The 20,463-nt window shown below is 50.7% G+C and carries 21 protein-coding genes; all 21 read left to right on the top strand.

Annotated elements, in window-relative coordinates; all coding sequences use genetic code 11:
* The first annotated feature begins 16 nt into the window (after window positions 1–16).
* The 21 genes from wbpB (at window position 17) to ACYZT8_RS20800 (ending at window position 20,452) form a co-directional block, all read left to right on the top strand.
* Window positions 17–967 (top strand): UDP-N-acetyl-2-amino-2-deoxy-D-glucuronate oxidase, encoded by a 951-nt coding sequence (gene wbpB / locus ACYZT8_RS20900; protein ID WP_461975564.1) that lies wholly within the window; start codon window positions 17–19, stop codon window positions 965–967.
* A gap of 7 nt (window positions 968–974) precedes the next feature.
* Window positions 975–1,556 (top strand): acyltransferase, encoded by a 582-nt coding sequence (locus ACYZT8_RS20895; protein WP_461975562.1) that lies wholly within the window; start codon window positions 975–977, stop codon window positions 1,554–1,556.
* Window positions 1,553–2,659 (top strand): DegT/DnrJ/EryC1/StrS family aminotransferase, encoded by a 1,107-nt coding sequence (locus ACYZT8_RS20890; protein WP_461975560.1) that lies wholly within the window; start codon window positions 1,553–1,555, stop codon window positions 2,657–2,659. The genes ACYZT8_RS20895 and ACYZT8_RS20890 overlap by 4 nt, the downstream gene beginning before the upstream one ends.
* A complete protein-coding gene (locus ACYZT8_RS20885; protein ID WP_461975558.1) occupies window positions 2,660–3,952 on the top strand; it encodes a lipopolysaccharide biosynthesis protein in 1,293 nt (430 codons plus the stop codon). It abuts the gene before it with no gap.
* The gene (locus ACYZT8_RS20880; RefSeq protein ID WP_461975556.1) at window positions 3,949–4,470 is read left to right on the top strand and encodes an acyltransferase; all 522 of its coding nucleotides are present in this window, start codon (window positions 3,949–3,951) and stop codon (window positions 4,468–4,470) included. Before ACYZT8_RS20885 ends, ACYZT8_RS20880 begins: the two co-directional genes overlap by 4 nt.
* A 43-nt stretch (window positions 4,471–4,513) precedes the next feature.
* On the top strand, window positions 4,514–5,263 hold the full coding sequence (gene hisF, locus ACYZT8_RS20875) for an imidazole glycerol phosphate synthase subunit HisF (protein ID WP_461975554.1): 750 nt from the start codon (window positions 4,514–4,516) through the stop codon (window positions 5,261–5,263).
* Window positions 5,260–5,868: an imidazole glycerol phosphate synthase subunit HisH gene (gene hisH, locus ACYZT8_RS20870; RefSeq protein WP_461975552.1), complete on the top strand. Its 609-nt coding sequence runs from the start codon at window positions 5,260–5,262 to the stop codon at window positions 5,866–5,868. The genes hisF and hisH (ACYZT8_RS20870) overlap by 4 nt, the downstream gene beginning before the upstream one ends.
* Before the next feature lie 7 nt (window positions 5,869–5,875).
* Entirely contained in the window at window positions 5,876–7,093 is a 1,218-nt protein-coding gene (locus ACYZT8_RS20865; RefSeq protein WP_461975550.1) for an N-acetyl sugar amidotransferase, read from the top strand.
* A gap of 24 nt (window positions 7,094–7,117) precedes the next feature.
* Window positions 7,118–8,098 carry an NAD-dependent 4,6-dehydratase LegB gene (locus ACYZT8_RS20860; RefSeq protein WP_461975548.1) on the top strand — a complete coding sequence of 327 codons (981 nt, stop codon included), beginning with the start codon at window positions 7,118–7,120 and terminating at the stop codon, window positions 8,096–8,098.
* Window positions 8,099–8,107: 9 nt separating this feature from the next.
* Window positions 8,108–9,259 carry a LegC family aminotransferase gene (locus tag ACYZT8_RS20855; RefSeq protein ID WP_461975546.1) on the top strand — a complete coding sequence of 384 codons (1,152 nt, stop codon included), beginning with the start codon at window positions 8,108–8,110 and terminating at the stop codon, window positions 9,257–9,259.
* Window positions 9,256–10,410: a UDP-N-acetylglucosamine 2-epimerase gene (neuC, locus tag ACYZT8_RS20850; RefSeq protein WP_461975544.1), complete on the top strand. Its 1,155-nt coding sequence runs from the start codon at window positions 9,256–9,258 to the stop codon at window positions 10,408–10,410. Before ACYZT8_RS20855 ends, neuC begins: the two co-directional genes overlap by 4 nt.
* Before the next feature lie 3 nt (window positions 10,411–10,413).
* Window positions 10,414–11,502, top strand: coding sequence for an N-acetylneuraminate synthase (gene neuB / locus ACYZT8_RS20845; RefSeq protein ID WP_461975542.1), 1,089 nt, complete (start codon window positions 10,414–10,416; stop codon window positions 11,500–11,502).
* Window positions 11,499–12,158, top strand: a complete 660-nt coding sequence (locus ACYZT8_RS20840) for an acetyltransferase (protein WP_461975540.1) — start codon at window positions 11,499–11,501, stop codon at window positions 12,156–12,158. The genes neuB and ACYZT8_RS20840 overlap by 4 nt, the downstream gene beginning before the upstream one ends.
* 9 nt (window positions 12,159–12,167) lie before the next feature.
* Window positions 12,168–13,223, top strand: coding sequence for a nucleotidyltransferase family protein (locus ACYZT8_RS20835; RefSeq protein ID WP_461975538.1), 1,056 nt, complete (start codon window positions 12,168–12,170; stop codon window positions 13,221–13,223).
* Complete coding sequence (locus ACYZT8_RS20830; protein ID WP_461975536.1) at window positions 13,186–13,926, top strand: acylneuraminate cytidylyltransferase family protein; 741 nt, start codon at window positions 13,186–13,188, stop codon at window positions 13,924–13,926. Before ACYZT8_RS20835 ends, ACYZT8_RS20830 begins: the two co-directional genes overlap by 38 nt.
* Window positions 13,923–15,206, top strand: coding sequence for a hypothetical protein (locus ACYZT8_RS20825; RefSeq protein WP_461975534.1), 1,284 nt, complete (start codon window positions 13,923–13,925; stop codon window positions 15,204–15,206). Before ACYZT8_RS20830 ends, ACYZT8_RS20825 begins: the two co-directional genes overlap by 4 nt.
* 62 nt (window positions 15,207–15,268) lie before the next feature.
* Entirely contained in the window at window positions 15,269–16,366 is a 1,098-nt protein-coding gene (locus ACYZT8_RS20820; RefSeq protein WP_461975531.1) for a hypothetical protein, read from the top strand.
* A gap of 285 nt (window positions 16,367–16,651) precedes the next feature.
* The gene (locus tag ACYZT8_RS20815; protein ID WP_461975529.1) at window positions 16,652–17,863 is read left to right on the top strand and encodes a glycosyltransferase family 4 protein; all 1,212 of its coding nucleotides are present in this window, start codon (window positions 16,652–16,654) and stop codon (window positions 17,861–17,863) included.
* Between the two features lie 51 nt (window positions 17,864–17,914).
* Complete coding sequence (locus ACYZT8_RS20810; protein WP_461975527.1) at window positions 17,915–19,054, top strand: N-acetyl sugar amidotransferase; 1,140 nt, start codon at window positions 17,915–17,917, stop codon at window positions 19,052–19,054.
* The gene (hisH, locus tag ACYZT8_RS20805; protein ID WP_461975525.1) at window positions 19,051–19,665 is read left to right on the top strand and encodes an imidazole glycerol phosphate synthase subunit HisH; all 615 of its coding nucleotides are present in this window, start codon (window positions 19,051–19,053) and stop codon (window positions 19,663–19,665) included. The genes ACYZT8_RS20810 and hisH (ACYZT8_RS20805) overlap by 4 nt, the downstream gene beginning before the upstream one ends.
* Window position 19,666: 1 nt before the next feature.
* On the top strand, window positions 19,667–20,452 hold the full coding sequence (locus ACYZT8_RS20800) for an AglZ/HisF2 family acetamidino modification protein (protein WP_461975523.1): 786 nt from the start codon (window positions 19,667–19,669) through the stop codon (window positions 20,450–20,452).
* Window positions 20,453–20,463 lie beyond the last annotated feature (11 nt).

Genomic DNA, 20,463 nt, shown 5'->3' with positions numbered 1-20,463 from the left:
CGACGGAGTCATCCTCTTGAAACGTTTTGCCTTGATCGGTGCAGCTGGTTATATAGCACCTCGCCATATGCGCGCTATTAAGGACACCGGTAACGTATTGGTGTCCGCTTACGACATTAACGACTCCGTTGGTATCATCGACAGCCTCTCACCGGAAAGTGATTTTTTTACCCAGTTTGAGAGGTTTTACGATCACGCTTGCCGCCTGAAGCGTGATGCCGATACTGCGTTGGATTATGTAGCAGTTTGCTCGCCGAACTATTTACATCACTCCCATATCGCTGCCGGACTTCGATTGGGGTGTGATGTTATTTGTGAAAAGCCGTTGGTTCCAACAGTCGAAGATCTTGATGAGCTTGCACTGGTCGAAAAGGAAACCGGTAAGCGCGTCTATAATATTTTGCAACTTCGTCATCACCAGGCAATCCTTGCGCTGAAAAACAAGGTCGCGGTTGAAAGTCGAGAAACGAAGTATGACGTCGAACTCACATACATCACGTCACGCGGCAAGTGGTATATGGAGAGCTGGAAGGGCGACCCACGCAAGTCCTTTGGAGTAGCTACCAATATTGGTGTGCACTTTTACGACATGCTCCATTTCATTTTCGGCAACCTTCAGCGCAATGTGGTGCATTTTGTCAGCGAATATAAAGCTGCCGGCTATCTGGAATACGAAAAGGCCCGTGTTCGCTGGTTTCTATCTATCGATGCCAACGATTTGCCTGACGTCGTGAAAGGTAAAAAACCGACGTATCGTTCGATTACAGTCGACGGCGAGGAAATCGAGTTTTCGGAAGGTTTCACTGATCTTCATACCGTCAGCTACCAAGAAATATTGGCGGGCCGTGGGTATGGCTTGCAAGATGCCCGACACTGCGTGGAAACAGTAGAGACCATCCGCTCATCTGGCATCAGCAAGCCGTCTGACGATGAAGGCCATCCCTTTCTTAACACCTTGAGTCAATGAGAGCTATATGACCTATCAGGTACATCCCTCGGCAATTGTTGACGACGGTGCGCAGATCGGAAGTGGATCGCGCGTGTGGCATTTTGTGCATGTCTGCGCAGAGGCCCGTATCGGCAAGGATTGCTCATTAGGGCAAAATGTCTTCGTGGGTAATCGCGTTGTAATCGGCAACAACGTGAAGATACAGAACAATGTCTCGGTGTATGACAACGTTACACTTGAAGATGATGTTTTCTGTGGGCCGAGCATGGTGTTTACCAATGTCTACAACCCGCGAAGCGCAGTGTCACGCAAAGATGAGTATCGTGACACTGTCGTGAAAAAAGGCGTCACGTTGGGCGCCAATTGCACGGTAGTGTGCGGAGTGACCATTGGTGAATATGCTTTCATTGCCGCTGGTGCTGTAGTCAATAGAGATGTCAAACCTTACGCCTTGGTTGCCGGTGTGCCAGCAAAGCATATTGGCTGGATGAGTCAGCAAGGTGAGCGTATTCCGCTAATGCTGGCGGGAGAAGGTGAGTACACCTGCCCCCATACGGCGCAGCGCTATAAGTTGGTAGGTGAGACTTTGGAGTGCCTTGACGCATGAATATTCCGTTCGTCGATTTAAAAACTCAATACGAAGCGTTGAAATCGAAGATTCAACTTCGAATGAATAATGTGCTGGAACATGGCCAGTATATTATGGGGCCTGAAGTAGCCGAGCTTGAATCGCGGCTTTCCAGTTATACCGGTGCCAAGCACTGCATTACAGTGTCCAGTGGCACCGATGCGCTCCTGATTAGCCTGATGGCGCTGGGTGTGGGCCCGGACGACGAGGTCGTTACAACGCCCTTTACATTCGCCGCAACCGCTGAGGTGATTGTCCTCTTGGGTGCGAAGCCCGTATTTGTCGATATCGACCCGATAACGTGCAATATAGATGTTGAAAAATTAGAGGTTGCGATAACGTCCAGGACGAAGGCGATTATGCCGGTGAGCCTCTACGGGCAACCGTCGGATATGGATGAAATCAATGCAATTGCTGCTCGTCATGGAAATATTCCAGTCATCGAGGATGCGGCGCAAAGTTTCGGAGCCGAGTACAAGGGGCGCAAGAGTTGCAACTTGTCGACCTTGGGTTGTACCAGCTTTTTCCCAAGCAAGCCTCTAGGTTGTTACGGCGACGGCGGGGCGATATTTACTTCCGATGATGCGCTCGCCCAAGCCTGTCGGGAAATTCGTGTGCATGGTCAAAGTCAGCGATATTTGCATACCCGTATTGGTCTGGGTGGACGTATGGATACGCTTCAGTGCGCCATCGTACTGGCCAAGCTTGAACGTTTTGAGTGGGAAGTAGAGCAGCGGATCGCGGCGGGTGCTCAATACAACCGAGCGATGGATGAGCTGGGAGTCAAACGGGTACAGCAAAAGTCCGACCGCACCAGCATGTATGCACAATACACCGTGATGGTCGACAAACGAGACGAGGTCCAGGCCGCTCTTAAACTCAAAGGGATTCCTACAGCCGTTCACTATCCGGTGCCCTTGAACGAGCAGCCCGTCTACCGTCGTTTTGGTTCTTCGGCAGATACGCCTGTTTCCACTGCTGTTGCACAGCGGGTCATGAGCCTCCCGATGAGCGCTGACGTCTTTCCTGTGATTGAGCAGGTGGTGTTCGGTTTGCAAAGCGTATTGAGCATTGAGTCATGAATGAATAAAAGACTGTTCGGTAATGCAGGGATATTTCTGGGCGCGAATATCATCAATGCCGGAATTCCTTTTCTGCTTCTGCCGTTTCTGACGCGTGCGCTGACACCCACTGACTATGGGGTCGTCGCCATGTTCGGCATCATGGTCAACCTCTTCGGCACCCTGACTGGGTTGAGTGTGCATGGGGCGATCGGCGTTCGTTATTTTGAGTTGGAAAAGAGCGTTCTGTCTCGATACGTAGGGGCGTGCGTCGGGATCCTTTTTGTCAGCACGGCGGTGATTTTTGCCCTGGTGGCCGTGTTCGGTAAATGGTTCGAAGAACCGACGAACCTGCCCTATGAATGGTTGCTGATTGCCGTTCTGATCTCAGGTTTGCAGTTCCTCATCAATATCAAACTTACGCTTTGGCAGGTACGTGGCGTTGCCAAGCAGTATGGCGTCTTCCAGGTTTCCCAAGGGTTGGTGAATGCTGGCGTATCGTTGATTTGTATTTTTGGTTTTTTGATGGCTTGGGAAGGGCGGGTACTGGGACAGGTCATTGCAACGGCCGTTTTTGGCGTCCTGGCGTTGATTGGTTTGTTTTTGAATAGCGAGCTGAGTCGCCCCAAGGCAGGTGAAGGTCAGGTTACCGACGCGCTGAAATTCGGTGTGCCTCTCATTCCGCACGTGATTGGTGGACTGGTGATGGTGGTCGCGGACCGGTTCATCATTGCCAATATGCTTGATGTGCACGCGGTCGGCATCTACACCCTCGCGCTTCAGATCGGGATGATCATGGGGCTGATCGCCGACGCGTTTATCAAGGTCTATGGCCCGTGGTTGTATGCAAAACTCAAAGAAAATACCGATGATGCCCGGTTGGAAGTTGTTGGCGTGACTTACCTGGTGTGGTTGACCTTTATAGCGTTGGCGCTAGTAGCAGTCGGATTTTGCGAGCTGTTTTTCTCTGCGGTGGTCGGGAAAGATTTTGACGCTGCTAAAGACATCGTATTCTGGTTTTTCCTTGGGCAGACCTTCAAGGGAATGTACCTGTCGATTGCAGGGCTGTTCTTTTTTTCCTCTCGCACCAGCAGCGTCTCACTAGTAACTGTGTGTACGGGTGTTTTCTCTGTCCTGGTCACTATTGCTTTTGTTAAGCTGGCCGGCTTGAAAGGCGCTGCCATCGCCTATGCACTTTCCGAGGCAGTGCTATTTTCGTTTGCATGGTTGTTGTCGCGACGCATATATGACATGCCATGGTCTAAAGTAACCTCCTCGCTGTCGTTGATTGTAAATCGAGGCTTTTCAAGATGAGGGTTGTTGTCTATCGCGTTGCCGCGAGGTTGCTGGATTTTCTTCGCCTCGTGGGCTGGGAGATAACATATACAACCTTTCGCAATAAATATGATTTGCATAAAAGTTTTGGCTTTAATGGTGCTTATATTCAATTTTACGGGGACGGTACAATTGAGGTCGGGGAGGGCAGCTATATTGGCGGTTTATCGACCGTCCAGGCAGTATCAGGGTGTACGGTAAAGATCGGTGCTGGCTGTCGCATCTCCCACAATGTGAGGGTGTATACACAGTCAGCCGACGCGGACGCCGACTTCTCCGCAGCGAGCCCGCCGGAGAAACAAGGTAATGTTTTGATCGGTGACTATTGCTGGATTGGCGCCAATGTCTTCATCAGCCCTGGCGTCACTATCGGGAGGAATTCGGTCATAGGGGCGAACTCCGTGATCACTAAGAATATTCCGTCGGATGAGATTTGGGGAGGCGTTCCGGCGAAACTTATCCGACGAAAAAAAATCGCGAACGATGCGGTCTTATAATGGTTTTCGGTTCTCTGTGCCGACTATATTTTGAGAGTGAAATATGCGAGTAATTGCGAAGCTAGACGTTAAGCCTCCACAGGTTGTAAAACCTGTCCATTTTGAGGGGCTGCGAAAGATGGGCAACCCGGGCGACCTGGCCTATAAATATTATGAACAGGGTGCCGACGAGATCTGTTATATCGACATCGTCGCGAGCTTGTATCGACGTGAAATTCTTCATGAGTTGATCTCAGAAACGGCCAAGAGGATCCTCGTTCCTTTTGCTGTCGGTGGTGGCGTGCGTACCCCAGATGATTTCTCTAAATTGTTCCACCACGGTGCGGACAAGGTCGTCATTAACACCGGGGCAATCGAAGACCCGTCCAGAATCGACGCTGCAGCTAAAATTTTTGGCGGGCAATCTGTCGTTGTGAATATTGAGGCTAAACGAATCACCGAAAATAGCTGGGTGTGCTACACCGACTGTGGTCGTATACCGACTGACCGCGACGTTGTTTTGTGGGCCAAAGAAGCAGAGGCACGTGGTGCGGGGGAAATCCTCCTGCAGTCCGTTGATTGTGATGGTCGTCAACGCGGTTTTGATATCGCCCTTGTACAAGCAGTAGTGGAAGCGGTGAACATCCCTGTGGTCGCGGCCAGTGGCGCCGGGACGCTTCAGCATATTCTGGATCTTGCACAACGGGCCAAACCTAGCGGTATAGCCCTGGCTTCAGTTCTTCATTATGATAAAACCACGATTGGGGACGTTAAACGCTTCTTGATCGAGCATGGTGTGGAGGTAGCAGTATGAGTCAGCAGATAGGTGTAGTTGACTACGGTGCCGCTGGCAACGTGTTCAGTATGGCCAAGGCGCTCGAATGTGCAGGCGCCAAGGTTAAGGTAGTCAAACACCCTAAGGATCTAGTAGGCGTCGATAAGCTGGTTATGCCTGGCGTTGGCAGTTTCGTAGATGGCATGCGCGAGCTGAACGAATCGGGCATGGCGGAGGCGATTGTTGAATATGCGACAACCGACCGTCCGTTGCTCGGCATCTGTCTCGGCATGCAAGTACTCAGCAAGGTTGGTTTTGAGTATGGCGAAAGCACCGGGCTCGGTTTGGTACTCGGTGAAGTGCGACCTATGCAGTGCAAAGGCGTTGTGCCGCATATGGGTTTCAACACTGTGTCAATCGTGAATGAATCGCCATTGTTGAAAGGCGTGAGTCCGACCGATCTTTTCTATTTTATGCACTCTTTCGAAGTACAGAAATATACGGATGTTATTGCCCTGACAACCTACGCAGGGCATCAGTTCGTTTCTGGAATACAACGCGGGAACATTTTTGGCGTACAGTTCCATCCAGAAAAAAGTCGCGAAACCGGTATTCGTATTTTTGAAAACTTTTTAGCTTTGTGAGTCCGGAATGAATAATCAAGAATTGTTTGGACGCTACGGTCTTCCGTTAGATATCCAGTTTTGCAAAAAATGCTCGATGAACAACCAGCGGCCTTCGTCGACTGTGGAGTTCAAAAACAAACCGGGCGAGATTAAAAAAGCTATTTTTTTCGATGAGCACGGCGTTTGCGATGCTTGTAACTTTGCTGAAAAGAAAAAGTCGATTGATTGGTCCGAACGCGAACGTGAGTTGCGAGATCTGTGCGACCGCCATCGACGGAATGATGGAAGTTATGACGTCGTAGTTCCAGGCAGTGGCGGGAAGGATAGCGTGATGGCCGCGCATGTCCTCAAGTTTAAGTACAACATGAACCCTATTCTTGTCACGTGGCCACCTGCACTTTATACAGACATAGGTCGGTTCAACTTTGACGCTTGGCTCAACGCTGGTTTCGCGAACTATACGTATCACCAGAACAAACAAGTGCACCGTACGCTGACGCGTCACGCCTTTGTAGACCTCTGCCATCCGTTTCAACCCTTCATTCTTGGGCAGAAGAACCTGGCCCCAAAAATGTCTGCATTGCTTGGCATCCCTCTGGTTATCTTCGGCGAGAACGAAGCTGAATACGGCAATGCTATCGAGGATAACGACAAGCCAAACCGTGACCCAAAATACTACTCTGCCGATAGGCAACTGGACGATTTGTACTTGGGTGGCGTCAGTGCGCGGGAATTGATGGAAAGGTATAAATTCACGCCCGCAGATCTTGAAGCTTATTTGCCAGTGAGTCCGTACAAGCTTCAGGAGGTTGGTACTGAGGTTCACTACCTTGGTTATTACATGAAGTGGCATCCCCAAGAGACCTACTATTTCTCTGTCGAAAATTCTGACTTCATGCCGAATGATCACAGGACCGAGGGCAGCTTCAGTAAGTACAGCTCTCTGGACGATATGATCGATTGGTTGCATTACTATACGACGTATATCAAGTTTGGTATCGGTCGCGCGACTTATGATGCGGCGCAAGAAATTCGTAATGGCGATATCACCCGGGATGAGGGCATATCGCTAATCAAGCGCTTCGATGGTGAGTACCCCAAGATTTATCAAAAGCAATGCCTGGAGTATATGGGGATCTCTGAAGAGCTTTTTACCGAAGTGATTGAGAAGTTCAGAACGCCTCACCTCTGGGAGAACACCCCTACCGGGTGGGAATTGAAGAAACCCATCTGGAAGGCCTGAGTCGTTTGATAAGAGGGGTTTAAAGTGAAGAAGGCATTAATTACAGGCGCTGACGGCTTTATCGGTTCTCACCTGACCGAATTGCTAGTGCGCGAAGGGTATGAAGTCAAGGCGCTGTCTCAGTATAATTCCTTTAATTACTGGGGCTGGCTGGAAAGTGTCGATTGCTTGAAAAGCATCGAAGTATTGAGTGGGGATGTGCGTGATCCACATTACTGTAAACACATTACAAAAGATGTTGATGTCGTCTTCAACCTGGCGGCGCTGATTGCTATTCCTTACTCTTACGTGGCCCCCGATAGTTACGTCGATACCAACATCAAGGGTACGTTGAACATCTGCCAGGCTGCTCTCGAAAACGGCGTTCAGCGTGTTATCCATACTTCCACCAGCGAAGTGTACGGTACCGCACAATATGTGCCGATCGACGAAAAGCATCCCTTGCAGGCGCAGTCGCCTTACAGTGCTTCGAAGATTGGTGCCGACGCAATGGCGATGAGTTTTTACAACTCGTTCGACTTGCCTTTGACTATTGCGCGTCCCTTCAACACCTACGGTCCGCGGCAATCTGCAAGGGCCGTAATCCCTACCATCATTACCCAGATTGCCAGCGGCAAAAAACAGATTCAACTCGGTGATACCACCCCGACGCGTGACTTCAATTACGTCGCAGATACTTGCCGCGGGTTTCTCGAGCTGGCCCGTTGTAATGAGGCGGTGGGGGAAGTCGTCAACATCGGTTCCAACTATGAAATATCTGTTGGTGACACGCTTAATCTCATCCGTGAGCTGATGGACAGTGACGTCGAGTTTCTGACGGATGAGCAGCGAATTCGTCCCGGCAAGTCGGAAGTATTCCGCTTGTGGTGCGATAACACGAAAATAAAAGGGCTGACTGGTTTCGAGCCGAAGTATGACATTCGACAAGGTCTTCAACAGACAATCGACTGGTTGTTGATTCCCGAGAACCTGGCCAAATACAAAGCCGATATTTACAACGTTTGAGGCGCTTCTATGTTCGACTCTCTAATCCAGTTTGTACGTTCGCAATACCGTACGAACGATTTCATTCCACTTCACGCGCCTGTTTTTTCGGGACATGAGCGTGATTATGTGGTGGAAACCATCGAGTCGACGTTCGTTTCAAGCGTGGGCGCCTTCGTGGATCGTTTTGAACGAGATATGGCTGCATACACCGGCAGCCCTCGCGCAGTTGCGACGGTGAACGGTACGGCGGCACTGCACGCCGCTCTGTTGTTGGCGGGGGTCAAAGCCGGTGACTTGGTGGTGACTCAATCTCTGACGTTTGTTGCAACGTGCAATGCAATAGCCTATTGCGCTGCAGAGCCGGTGTTTGTCGATGTTGATCGTCATACGTTGGGGTTATCGCCGAAGGCGCTCGAGATCTGGCTGGAGGCTAATGCACAGTTGGATTCTGATGGCGTGTGCCGGTATAAGCCGACCGGGCAAATCGTGCGTGCCTGCCTGCCGATGCATACCTTCGGTCATCCGGTTGAACTGGATGATCTGGTGGATGTATGCGCTCGTTGGAGGCTGGTTCTGGTCGAAGACGCCGCGGAATCCCTCGGCAGTTTGTACAAAGGTAAACACACGGGCTGCTTCGGTAGCTTGGGAACCCTTAGTTTTAATGGCAACAAGATCATCACTACGGGCGGCGGTGGGATGATTCTGGCTAATGAAGCGTTAGGCACTCGCGCCAAGCACCTTACGACGACTGCCAAACAGCCTCATCCCTACGAGTACGTGCATGACGAGCTCGGCTACAACTATCGTCTGCCAAACCTCAATGCGGCGTTGGGGTGTGCGCAGCTGGAGCAGCTTGAACACTTTATTGCGTCTAAACGTGAACTGGCCTCACGCTATGCCCAGTTGTTCGAGGGCGGTGATTTGCAGTTCGTTAAAGAGCCTGAAGGCTGCCGGTCCAACTACTGGCTGAACGCTGTCATTTGCGACAACAGTGCTCAGAGGGACGCGCTGCTGAAGGCTACTAATGACAATGGCGTCATGACCCGGCCGATCTGGAAGTTGATGAGCGACCTGCCGCTTTATTCGCGGTGCCTGCACGGCGATCTCACAAACTCCGAGTGGTTATCCGCGCGCATTGTCAATTTGCCAAGTAGCGTTGTGCCGGAGACACAAGGTTGAAACGCACTATTGCTGTGTTTACCGGTTCAAGGGCGGAGTACGGACTGCTTTACTGGTTGCTCAAAGATCTCCAGTCGAGCAGCGAATTTCAGCTGCAGGTCATTGTCAGTGGCATGCATCTGTCGCCCGAATTTGGTGAAACCTGGCGCCAGGTTGAGGAGGATGGTTTTGACATCGACGCCAAGGTTGAGATGTTGCTTTCATCTGACTCCGCCGTGGGCATCGCAAAATCAATGGGCGTCGGCACTTTAGGTTTTGCCGACGCACTTGATCGGCTGCGTCCGGACCTGCTGGTGATTCTCGGCGACCGTTTCGAGGCGTTGGCGATCGCGCAGACTGCCTTGGTCATGCGTATTCCCATTGCCCACCTTCACGGTGGTGAAATTACCGAGGGTGCTTATGACGATGCCATTCGACATGCCATTACCAAAATGGCTTACCTGCACTTTGTAGCCACCGAGACCTATCGTAATCGCGTTATCCAGATGGGGGAGTCGCCCGAGCGTGTTTTCAACGTTGGGGCCGTCGGTATCGATCACTTGGTGCGTGCGCCAAGAATGAGTGCAGAGGAACTTCGTGCGAGTCTCGATTTCCCCCTGCATTCGCCCTACCTGGTCGTCACGTACCACCCTGTCACCTTGATGGAAGAAAGCCCTCGGGAAAGCTTCATCGCGCTTACCGAGGCGCTGGACGAGTTTCCTGACCATCAAATCATCTTGACCTATCCCAATGCCGACAATGGCGGCCGGGCGATTATTCCTTTGCTCGAGGCCTATGCACAGCGTCAGCCAGAGCGAGTCCTGGCGATACCCTCGTTGGGCTTCAGGCGTTATCTGTCTGCTATCTCCATGGCCTCTGCGGTAGTGGGTAATTCTTCGAGTGGGATCATCGAGGTCCCGGCGTTCGGTATTCCAAGCGTTGACATCGGCGTGCGTCAGAAGGGTAGGTTGGCTGCCGACTCTGTCCTGCATTGTGAGCCTGATCGCGATTCGATCGAACAGGCGCTTCGCAAGGCGTTGTCATCCGAATTTGCCGCAGACTGTAAAACGACGGTTAATCCCTATGGCAAGGGCCATGCCTGCGAGGCAATCCTGACGGTCCTGAAGCTATACGACGGGGCGTCCCATAAATCATTCCATGATTTGAGCTGACCTATGAAGCAGACTGACACAGATACGGTGTACATCATCGCCGAAGCAGGCGTGAATCATAATGGTGACCGGGCCTTGGCATTTGCATTAGTAGATGCAGCAGCCGACGCCGGCGCAGATGCAGTCAAGTTTCAGACATTTGATGCTGCCAAACTTGCTGCAAAGCATCTTGCCAAAGCGGCTTATCAGAAAAAAAGTACAGATGAAGCAGAAAGCCAGTTATCGATGCTGAAGAAACTCGAGTTGCCGAGAGAGTGGCATGCGGAACTGCAAAGCTACGCTCACCAGAAGGGAATTGATTTTCTTTCGACGGCATTCGACAGCGACAGCCTGGAGTTTCTTTGCGGTCTGGGTATGCCGTTGTTCAAAGTACCGTCGGGTGAACTGACAAACGCTCCGTTGTTGTGGCAGTTTGCGCGTACTGGAAAGAAACTGATCCTGTCGACCGGGATGGCTACCCTTGCCGAGGTGGAGCAGGCACTGGCCATTGTGGCCCATGCCCTCGCGTTCACTGAAGAACCGAAGAACATGGACGATGTCTGGCGCTGCTGGGGCAGCCGTGATGCGCGCGCGAGGTTGCTCGGGCACGTGACGCTGCTCCACTGCACTTCCCAATACCCAACCCCTTGGGCGGAAGTCAACCTGAGGGCGATGGATACGCTAGCCTCTGCATTCGGGCTTGAGGTTGGGTATTCGGATCACACCGAGGGCAGTCTGATTTCCATTGCTGCCGTCGCTCGCGGAGCGCGAGTGATCGAAAAACATTTCACGCTGGACAGGTCCATGCCGGGTCCGGATCATTTGGCTTCCCTCGAGCCTCATGAACTCAAGGCGATGGTGTCGGATATTCGGGCGTTGCAGCAGGCGCTTGGGGACGGAGCCAAGGCTCCGCAGGAAAGCGAGTGGGACACCCGCAAGGCTGCTCGCCAACAAGTGGTCGCGGCTTGCCCGATTGAAGCAGGCGAAGTCCTGACCCGCGAGCATTTGACGACAGCAAGAAGCGGGCAGGGTATGGTGCCGACGGCGTTGTGGGGGTTGGTGGGTACACGTGCAGCAAAGGCTTATGCGGTCGGTGAGAATCTCGAGCCTTGAACGCTCAAAAACCTTTGGTGATCCTGGGGGCCGGCGGCCACGCCAAGGTCCTTTTGTCGCTTGTCCAGTCTGCCGGATTTGACGTGCTGGGGGTCTGTGATCCGGTATTGGCAGATCAGGCGGGTGGCCAATGGCGCGGTATTTCGATTCTAGGCGGTGACTCGGCCCTTGACGCCCTTGACCCCGGATCCATAGAGCTGGTGAACGGTCTCGGGCAACTCGTTGGCGGGACCGGGCGAAAGAAAGTATTCCAGCGGCTGAGCGCGCGGGGATTTCGGTTCCCGGTTCTCGTGCATCCCTTGGCGTGGGTGGACGCCACCGCGCGCCTTGCGGAAGGCGTCCAGGTCATGGCGGGTGCAATCATTCAGGCCGACGTGGTGATTGGCGCTAATTCGATCATTAACACCCGCGCCGGAATTGATCATGATTGCCGGTTGGGCGAGGATGTTCACGTCGCGCCTGGAGCCACGCTCTGTGGAAGCGTGCAGGTGGAAAATGGCGCATTCATTGGTAGTGGCGCCACTGTGATCCAGGGACTGACAGTCGCAACGGCAGCAGTTGTAGGGGCTGGTGCGACCCTGACCAGGAACCTCGAGGCTCGACAGGTTTTGTTTGGTCCTGCGGGGCGCAAGAAAGACGCCTCGAAGGAAGACTAGGAGTATTTTATGCAGCAATGGAAATCAGTACTCGTAAGCCCGGAAACGTCCCTTGAGGAAGCGGTCGCGACGCTTGATCGTGAGGGTTTGCGTATTGTTTTGGTTGTAGATGCTGGGGGTCGCCTGTTGGGGACCATGACTGACGGAGATGTGCGACGCAGTCTGCTTAAACATCTGCCGCTGGACATTAAAGTGCGCGACGTAATGTGCGCTTCGCCGCAGACCGTTGAGCGGGGGTGGAGCAAGGAACGCATTCTGGCCGTAATGGAAAAGCATCAATTGCTGCAACTGCCGGTAGTGGACGCGCAGCAGCGAGTCGTAGGTCTGGAAACCCTCCATGGGCTGATGCAAAAAAAACAGTACGACAATCCGGTATTTTTAATGGCCGGGGGGTTTGGTTCACGGTTACGTCCATTGACGCAACATTGCCCTAAACCACTGCTCAAGGTTGGCGACAAACCCATTCTCGAACTGATTCTGGAAAGTTTTATCAGTGCGGGCTTTCACCGGTTTTTCGTTTCCACCCATTACATGCCGGAAATGATTCGCGAATACTTCGGCGATGGCAGCCGTTGGGGGGTCAGCATTCGTTACGTTCATGAAGATGAGCCGTTGGGGACTGGGGGCGCGCTCGGTTTATTACCCCATGACGAAATCAATCTGCCACTGTTCATGATGAACGGCGACTTGCTGACTACTCTCAATTTTCAGAACTTGCTTGAGTTCAATCATGATCAGCCCTGTGTGGCCACCATGTGTGTTCGCGAGTACGAACACTGTATCCCCTACGGCGTTATTCAGAGTGAAGGTCATCGAATTCTTTCAATGGTCGAGAAGCCGGTGCATAAGTTTTTTATCAACGCCGGCATCTATTTGCTCTCACCGGAGTTGGTAAAAAGTGTCCAGCCTGGAACGCGCATAGACATGCCAACACTCTTGAGCCAACAGATAGCCAAGGGTGAATCTGTAAATTCGTTTCCCATACATGAGTACTGGTTGGACATCGGCCGCATGGAAGACTTCCACCGTGCTCAATCTGATATCACCGGGCTGTTCAATGGATAGTGCTGAAAGCAGTCTGGATGTGTTGTTTATCGTGCCGGCCCGGGGAGGGAGTAAACGTCTCCCCGGGAAAAATCTCATGGAGCTACAAGGCAAGCCATTGATTCGCTGGACACTTGAAGCGGCCAAGGACAGTGGTGTCAGTGGCCTGATAGTTGTCAACAGCGACGATGACGCGATCCTCGCTGAAGGGAAGCGGCTAGGCATAAGAATCTTGAAACGCCCGTCGGACCTTGCGACGGACACCGCCTCTACTTTCGATGTTTTAATTCATACGCTGGAGTTACTGGCGGAAGAGGGCATCACACCGAAAAGATTGATGCTGCTCCAGCCGACCTCTCCGTTACGGAGTGCGGAAAACATCCGCGAAGCGGTGCAGTTGATGGACGATACGAATGCCGCCAGCGTTGTCAGCGTCTGCCCATGCGAACATTCTCCGTTGTGGAGCAATGTGCTGGGGGCGGATGGGAGCATGGCAAATTTTTTGCGCCCGGAACTTCTTAACAAGCGCAGCCAGGACTTACCGGACTACTATCGTTTGAATGGCTCGATTTACTTGGCAAAAACGGATGATTTTGTGCGAGAGAAAGGATTTTTTATGGCTAACAGTCGTGCCTATATCATGACAGCCGAGCAGTCGGTAGATATTGATAATCGTATCGATTTCAGCTTGTGTGATGTGCTGATGGGTGAGCGCATCAGATGATGCTTTTCTTGAAATTGCAAACGTTTATATCCGCAATTCTCACTCCCAGCGGATGGGGTAAGTTGAGAGAATCCGAAGTTTTATGCATTCGGCATGATGCCAATTGTGGGTACGGCTATAAGGGGAAAGCCTATTCCCCCATCATTGATACGATTGTCGATATCTGTCTGCTCCGTAATATGAGCGTGCAATCGATAGCGACGCCATATAGTAAATTGATCGGCGATCAGGCCTACAATTCTCCCGCTGCTTTCAATCGTTCGTTTATTATTGTTGCGCTTTTTGGTCGCGTCTTCGCCAGGTTGTTCGGCGACAAGAAAAGCGCCCAATGGGTCGCTTCAAAAAGAACAAATATCTGGCTGAAAATTCTTCGCGCCGTTCAGCCAAAACTCGTGATTGGCATTCAACCCGAGCCCGCGTTGTGCAGAGCGTGCCGAATCATGGCAATCCCTGTTTACGATTATCAGCATGGTGTCATCGATAAGAATGACCTGTGGTACGGGGAATTATTGGCCAAGTCTGCAGCGCCTGGGGATCTCCCGCATGGCTTTCTATGTTGGGATCAGGCCAGTGCGAAAGTCCTGCGGGCCTGGGCACCCGATAAGGGGGCTACGGTCACTGTCGTTGGACATCCATGGTTTCAGCGATTTAGCAACGCACAGGCAGAAGATCCATTCGTTGAAACAGCCAGGCAGGATCACCCCAGAATATTTCGCGATGACAAACCTGTAATTCTGGTGGCGCTCCAATGGGGATTGCACATTCACTACTATCCTGAAGAGAGCTTCAACAAGGTGATGTGCAATGCCCTGGAGTCGGTTATCAAGTCCACCAGTGATAAATATAATTGGTTGTTGCGACTGCATCCTGTCCAGTTGAGGGGGGACGAGGGGGCTGCCTGCGAAGAGTACTTGTCTGCACAGTTTTCCGGCACGGCAGTTGAGTGGCACAAGGCAAGCATCATGCCGTTGCCACTGCTACTCTCTCAAGTCGATCTTCATATTACGGATATGAGTACCGTGGTGATCGAGGCTTCGTGGTTTGGTATTCCATCCGCTCTGCTCAATCCGTTTTTAAACAAAGGGGGCAGTATCGAGAGCCTGTACGAATACGAAAGGGAATCCGGTTTCGCGTCGGTCCTTCCGCAGGAGGTTCAGCCTATCATCGCGTGGATCGAAGAAAAGTTGCATACAGGAAAAATTGTCCCGGAAATTCAAATCGGCGACACAACCGCGGAGTCTTGGGTATATACCATGCTCAATGGCTCGATTAAACACTAACCATGCGCATTTTCCTTTTTTTAACAAGTGGCAAAAATTGGTGCCGAGGATGAGAGGTTGATGTGCAAATATATATAAGAAAATCAACTATTTATTTGTCTGTCTATGCCGCTCTGGCGATTATTTTTTTCTTTGTTTTTGGCAATGACGCCCTGGACGGAGTGATTGATTTTCAGTTTTATGCAGATTCCTTGACGTACGAAAAAGCTTATCTGGAAAGTAGCTTTTCTTCTGTTTCTGAGATGGTTTCTGTCGGTAATAATTATCTTGGACCGTTGTTACTATTGGAATCAGTAGATGGCAACCGGTTTTTGGTAATGCTGGTCAATATCTTTATTCTGTTTTGGTCCATAAAGCTGGTCGGTAAAGGCAACGAGCCTACGCGTCTTGGACTCACCGTGTTTTTGTTGTTTCTAAGCCCGATAACTTTTTTTAGTTTGATTTCGATTAACAAAGAAATTATTTCAATGTTGGCCATGGCTTTTATGGTTACTTGGGTTCGAAAAAAGCAGCTTGGATACCTCGTGTTGTGCTTGATATGTTCTTTCTTTGTCCGCTGGCAATTTACGCTTTTTGTGATACTCGTATTTCTGACGTTTTCCCCCGTAAACTTTCTTCGCAACCGCCGTGGCTGGTTTTTAGCCATTCTTTTGCTCGGCCTGTCAGTGACTTATTGGTTGATGCTAGGCTTTTTTTCTGGCATTACCGATATTGCCGAAATGGGCGGTATGGAGAATGAAGGGAGTGGTTTGTATACGCAGTTTATCCAGCTGCAGAATCAGGGATTGTATTTCCTGGTCTTTGTGCCAAAGGCTCTGCATGCGATGTATGGTTTGATTTTCAAGGCTGATCACCTTCTGTCGCCAGTCGATCTATACAATGACTTCGTGGTGACATCGCACTGCATCGCAGCCTTCCTGGTTTTTTGCCTGGTATTGCTTAAGGGCAGATTACGATTAAGTGATGATTTAGTGTTCGTCGCAGTCATTTACTGTGCCGTTTTTGTGCTGAGCCCCATCTATGCACCGCGTTATTTCTACCCGGTGTTTTTCCTACTCTGCCTGGTGCTTTCGAGGTCGCCATCCAAGCCAGCGGTGGTGACGACGGTTGGGGACGAAATAGATTCCCGCCTCTCCAGCAGGCTTCCTCGCAAGGTATAAGCACTGGCAGGGATGAGGCACAGCCCATGCGCAGCAGCGTTTGCGGGCGTACCACGTGTTTTTCGCGAACGGCTGTGTATGACACCTTCCAGCGTCTACGAAAGCTGCACTGATTCAGGTATCCTGTGAGCGCGATGTACCTTTTTCGACGCAAGTTTACAGGGATGAAGATGGTTCCTGCAGGCCGCCAGTAACGCAGATCACGAATGTATATAACAGTGGCTGAGCTGAGGACGATATTTTGTATACAGGGTTGCTTTTCAAGTTGTCGCAGAGTTTTTCAGAATGAACGTTCTTTACATTGATGGTGTGGGGCCTTTCGGCGGGGCCTCCAGAAGCCTTTTTGAGCTTGTGAGGACTTTGTCTACTCGTGATGTTCAGCCGTATTTCGTCTGCGTGCGTGGTACTGCATTGAACTTTTACAAGCAGGTAGCGCGGGACCATATAGCGACAGTTGGTTTGACCCGCTTTGATAATACATTGTATGGACATTATCGAGGTAGTCGGTGGTTGATCCTGCTGAGAGAATTATCTTACTTGCCGTTTACTATTGTTTCGCTGTTTCAGGCAAGGCGTCGCTGGAAGGATATTGACCTCATTCATGTAAATGAATTAACGGAAATATTGCCTTTGTTGTTGGCCCGGCTTCTATTCAGAGTGCCCGTGGTTGTTCATGTGCGATCGCTAACCTGGTCCGATCCAAAGTCATTTCGCTGCCGGTGGCTTTTCGAAAAGCTCAAGATCCGTGTCAACGCAATTATTGCCATTGATGAAAACGTGCGTTCAACGTTACCCCCTGATTTTAATGTGACGGTGGTTCAAAATTCGTTTACGCCATCGAGTGCCAGTGTCAGGGATGAATCTATGGTCTTGAGGCTGGACCAGCTTCAGACTGACGCGATCAAAATCGGGTTCGTCGGCAATTTGCACCATTCAAAAGGCCTATTCGACTTGATCGAAGCGGCAAAATTGGTCATTGAACGAGGCGAAAACGTTCAATTTGTGATTATTGGCGGTTCCACGCGTGTTGGCGGTGGTCTGAAATCCTGGCTTATAAAGAAAGCGGGTTTCGCCCAGGATGTAGAGTTGGAGCTTCAATCTTTAATTTCCCAATACTCTCTGCAATCCGTTTTTCATATGTTTGGTCCTACGATCGATATACAAAGCGTGTATGAACGGATCGATGTTCTTTGTTTTCCATCCCATTTTGATGCCCCTGGCAGACCTGTATTCGAGGCAGCATTCTCAGGAGTGCCTTGTATCGCCGCAGTGAGTAAGCCTCGTCCCGATACATTGCTGGATTACGAGACGGGTATCGCTGTTCCGCCTAAGGATCCAGTCAAGCTGGCGGATGCAATCAGCTATTTTTCTCAAAACCGCTCAGAAATAGGGCGGATGGGAGCAAACGCGAAAAAGCTCGCGGAAGACAATTTCAACCCGGAAAAAAATGCCGACAGGGTTTTAAAAGTTTATTCAGATCTCGTGGCTGTAAAGTGATCTCGATGATCAGCCATGCTACGGGGTTTGTTTTATTGGATGGGGTTGCTCATGAGTAAAGATTATAAGATTTGCAGCTGCTGCATTATGGATACATCAGATCCTAATGTAACTTTTGACGAGCGTGGGCGCTGCGACTATTGCCAGAATTTTGAGACAGTCATCGCTCCCAATTGGCACTTTGACCAGCGCGGCGAAAGCGAGCTGATGAAAATGGCCGAGAAAATCAAGGCGGATGGAAAAGACCGTGAATTTGATTGCATTATTGGGTTAAGCGGTGGCCTTGATAGCTCTTATGTTAGCTACATCGCGAAAGAGAAGATGGGCTTGCGGCCTCTGCTTTTTCACGTTGACGCTGGATGGAATACCGATCAGGCAGTCGGCAATATTGAGAAGTTGGTAGATGGTCTGAAACTGGACCTGTACACGGAAGTGATCAATTGGGAGGAAATGAAAGATCTTCAGGTTGCCTTCCTTAAATCTCAGGTGTCGGATCAGGATCTGCCTCAGGATACCGCGTTTTTTTCTGCGCTATACAAGTTTGCCAAAGCACATAAGATAAAGTATGTGTTGACCGGCGGGAATTATTCTACAGAGTGCTGCCGAGAACCCGAAGAGTGGGGCGGTTATCCGGGAATCGACAAGTTGCTGATTAAGGATATCCACGCGAAATTCGGGAAGAGACCATTAAAAAGTTTTCCCATTGTAGATATTCTTTTGTACAAACTGTACTACCGCTACGTCCTCGGCATGAAAGTGGTAAAGCCTTTGAACCTGGTGCCTTATGTGAAGGCCGAAGCCGAGGAAACATTGGGAAGGCTCTTCGGTTGGAAAAAATTTCAGCATAAGCATCATGAGTCGCGATTTACTCGTTTCTATGAAGATTACTGGATGCCACGCAAGTTTGGTTACGAAAAACGTCGTGCGCATTTTTCCAGCTTGATCATGACTGGGCAAATGACTCGCGAGGCTGCACTTGAACGTATCGCGAAGCCGGAACTGGATGAGCAGTTTCTCAAGTCTGAATTCGAGTACGTTGCCAATAAACTTGATCTGACGGTGGAAGAGCTTCAACAGATCTTCGACGGTCCAAACAAAAAATGTCTCGATTACAACAACAAGCGTTTCATGATCGGAATTGGCTCGCGAGTGATGAGCGCGCTCGGGTTGGAGAGAAGGCTGTTCAGATGATTACGATCATTGATTACGGGTTGGGTAATATCCAGGCGTTCGTAAACGTTTATAAACGTTTGCACATTCCTGTGTCGGTTGCTAAAGATGCGGAAAGCTTAACGGGTGCAACCAAACTGATTCTCCCGGGTGTCGGTGCTTTCGATCATGCGATGCAGCAACTCAATGATTCTGGCATGCGGCAAACGCTGGATGACCTGGTTCTCAATCAGGGCGTTCCTGTCATCGGTATTTGTGTGGGCATGCAAATGCTGGCCGAATCCAGTGACGAAGGAAGGCTGCCGGGGTTGGGCTGGATTCCTGGGCGCGTTCGCAGTTTCAGTTCAGCCGAGAACCTGGCTGATTTGCCGTTGCCACATATGGGTTGGAATGACGTATCGCCCGCTCCAGGCTGCCCTCTGTTCACAGACTTCCAGACGAACCCGCGTTTCTACTTTCTTCATTCCTATTATTTTGAGTGTTTTCAACAGGAAAACATCGCTGCTACGGCTTCCTATGGGTTGGACTTCAGCTGTGCAGTGTCGATAGGCAATGTCTTCGGCGTGCAGTTCCATCCAGAAAAGAGCCACCATTATGGTGTGGCACTTCTGAAGAATTTTGCGGAGTTGTGAAATGTTGAGGCCTAGAATCATTCCCTGCCTCTTGATTCAGGAAGGTGGGTTAGTAAAAACCGTTCGCTTTAAAGAGCCGAAATACGTTGGTGATCCGATCAACGCGGTGAAGATTTTCAACGAAAAAGAAGCTGATGAACTGATCGTCCTCGATATCGATGCGACTGCTAAAGGGGTTGAGCCAGATTACCGCCGTATTGCCCATTTGGCGTCTGAATGCCGCATGCCGTTGTGTTATGGGGGGGGGATTCGTACAGCAGAACAAGCTCAGAAAATAATTTCTCTCGGGGTAGAGAAAGTAGCGATCAGTTCTGCCGCGATTGATAACCCCAAGCTCATCTCTCAAATTTCTGAAGAAATCGGGCGACAGAGCGTTGTCGTCGTACTTGACGTCAAGCAGCGACTCTTGGCGCGCAGTTATGATGTCTGGACTCATAACGGAACGCGTAATTCCAAACGTGACGTTTTTGAAGTTGCTGCAGAAGTTGAACGGCTCGGGGCCGGTGAAATTGTCATCAACTCGATCGATAACGATGGGCGCATGAAGGGCTATGACCTCGGGTTGGCCCTCAAGCTACGTCAGAGCGTGAGAATTCCGATCACCATTTTAGGTGGGGCAGGGTCGTTGGCCGACATAGGCAAGGTCATCGAGACCTGCGGTGTCGTCGGAGTCGCTGCCGGTAGTCTTTTTGTGTTCAAAGGGACTTACAGGGCAGTTTTGATCAGCTACCCTGATACGTCACAAAAGGATGAGCTGATTTACTCAGCGCTGAAATCTGTCAAATAATCATCGAATTA

The organism is Pseudomonas sp. LB3P93, assembly GCF_054898025.1.
The sequence above is the reverse complement of the archived record's forward strand: the minus strand, read 5'-3'. Positions and strand labels throughout refer to the sequence as shown.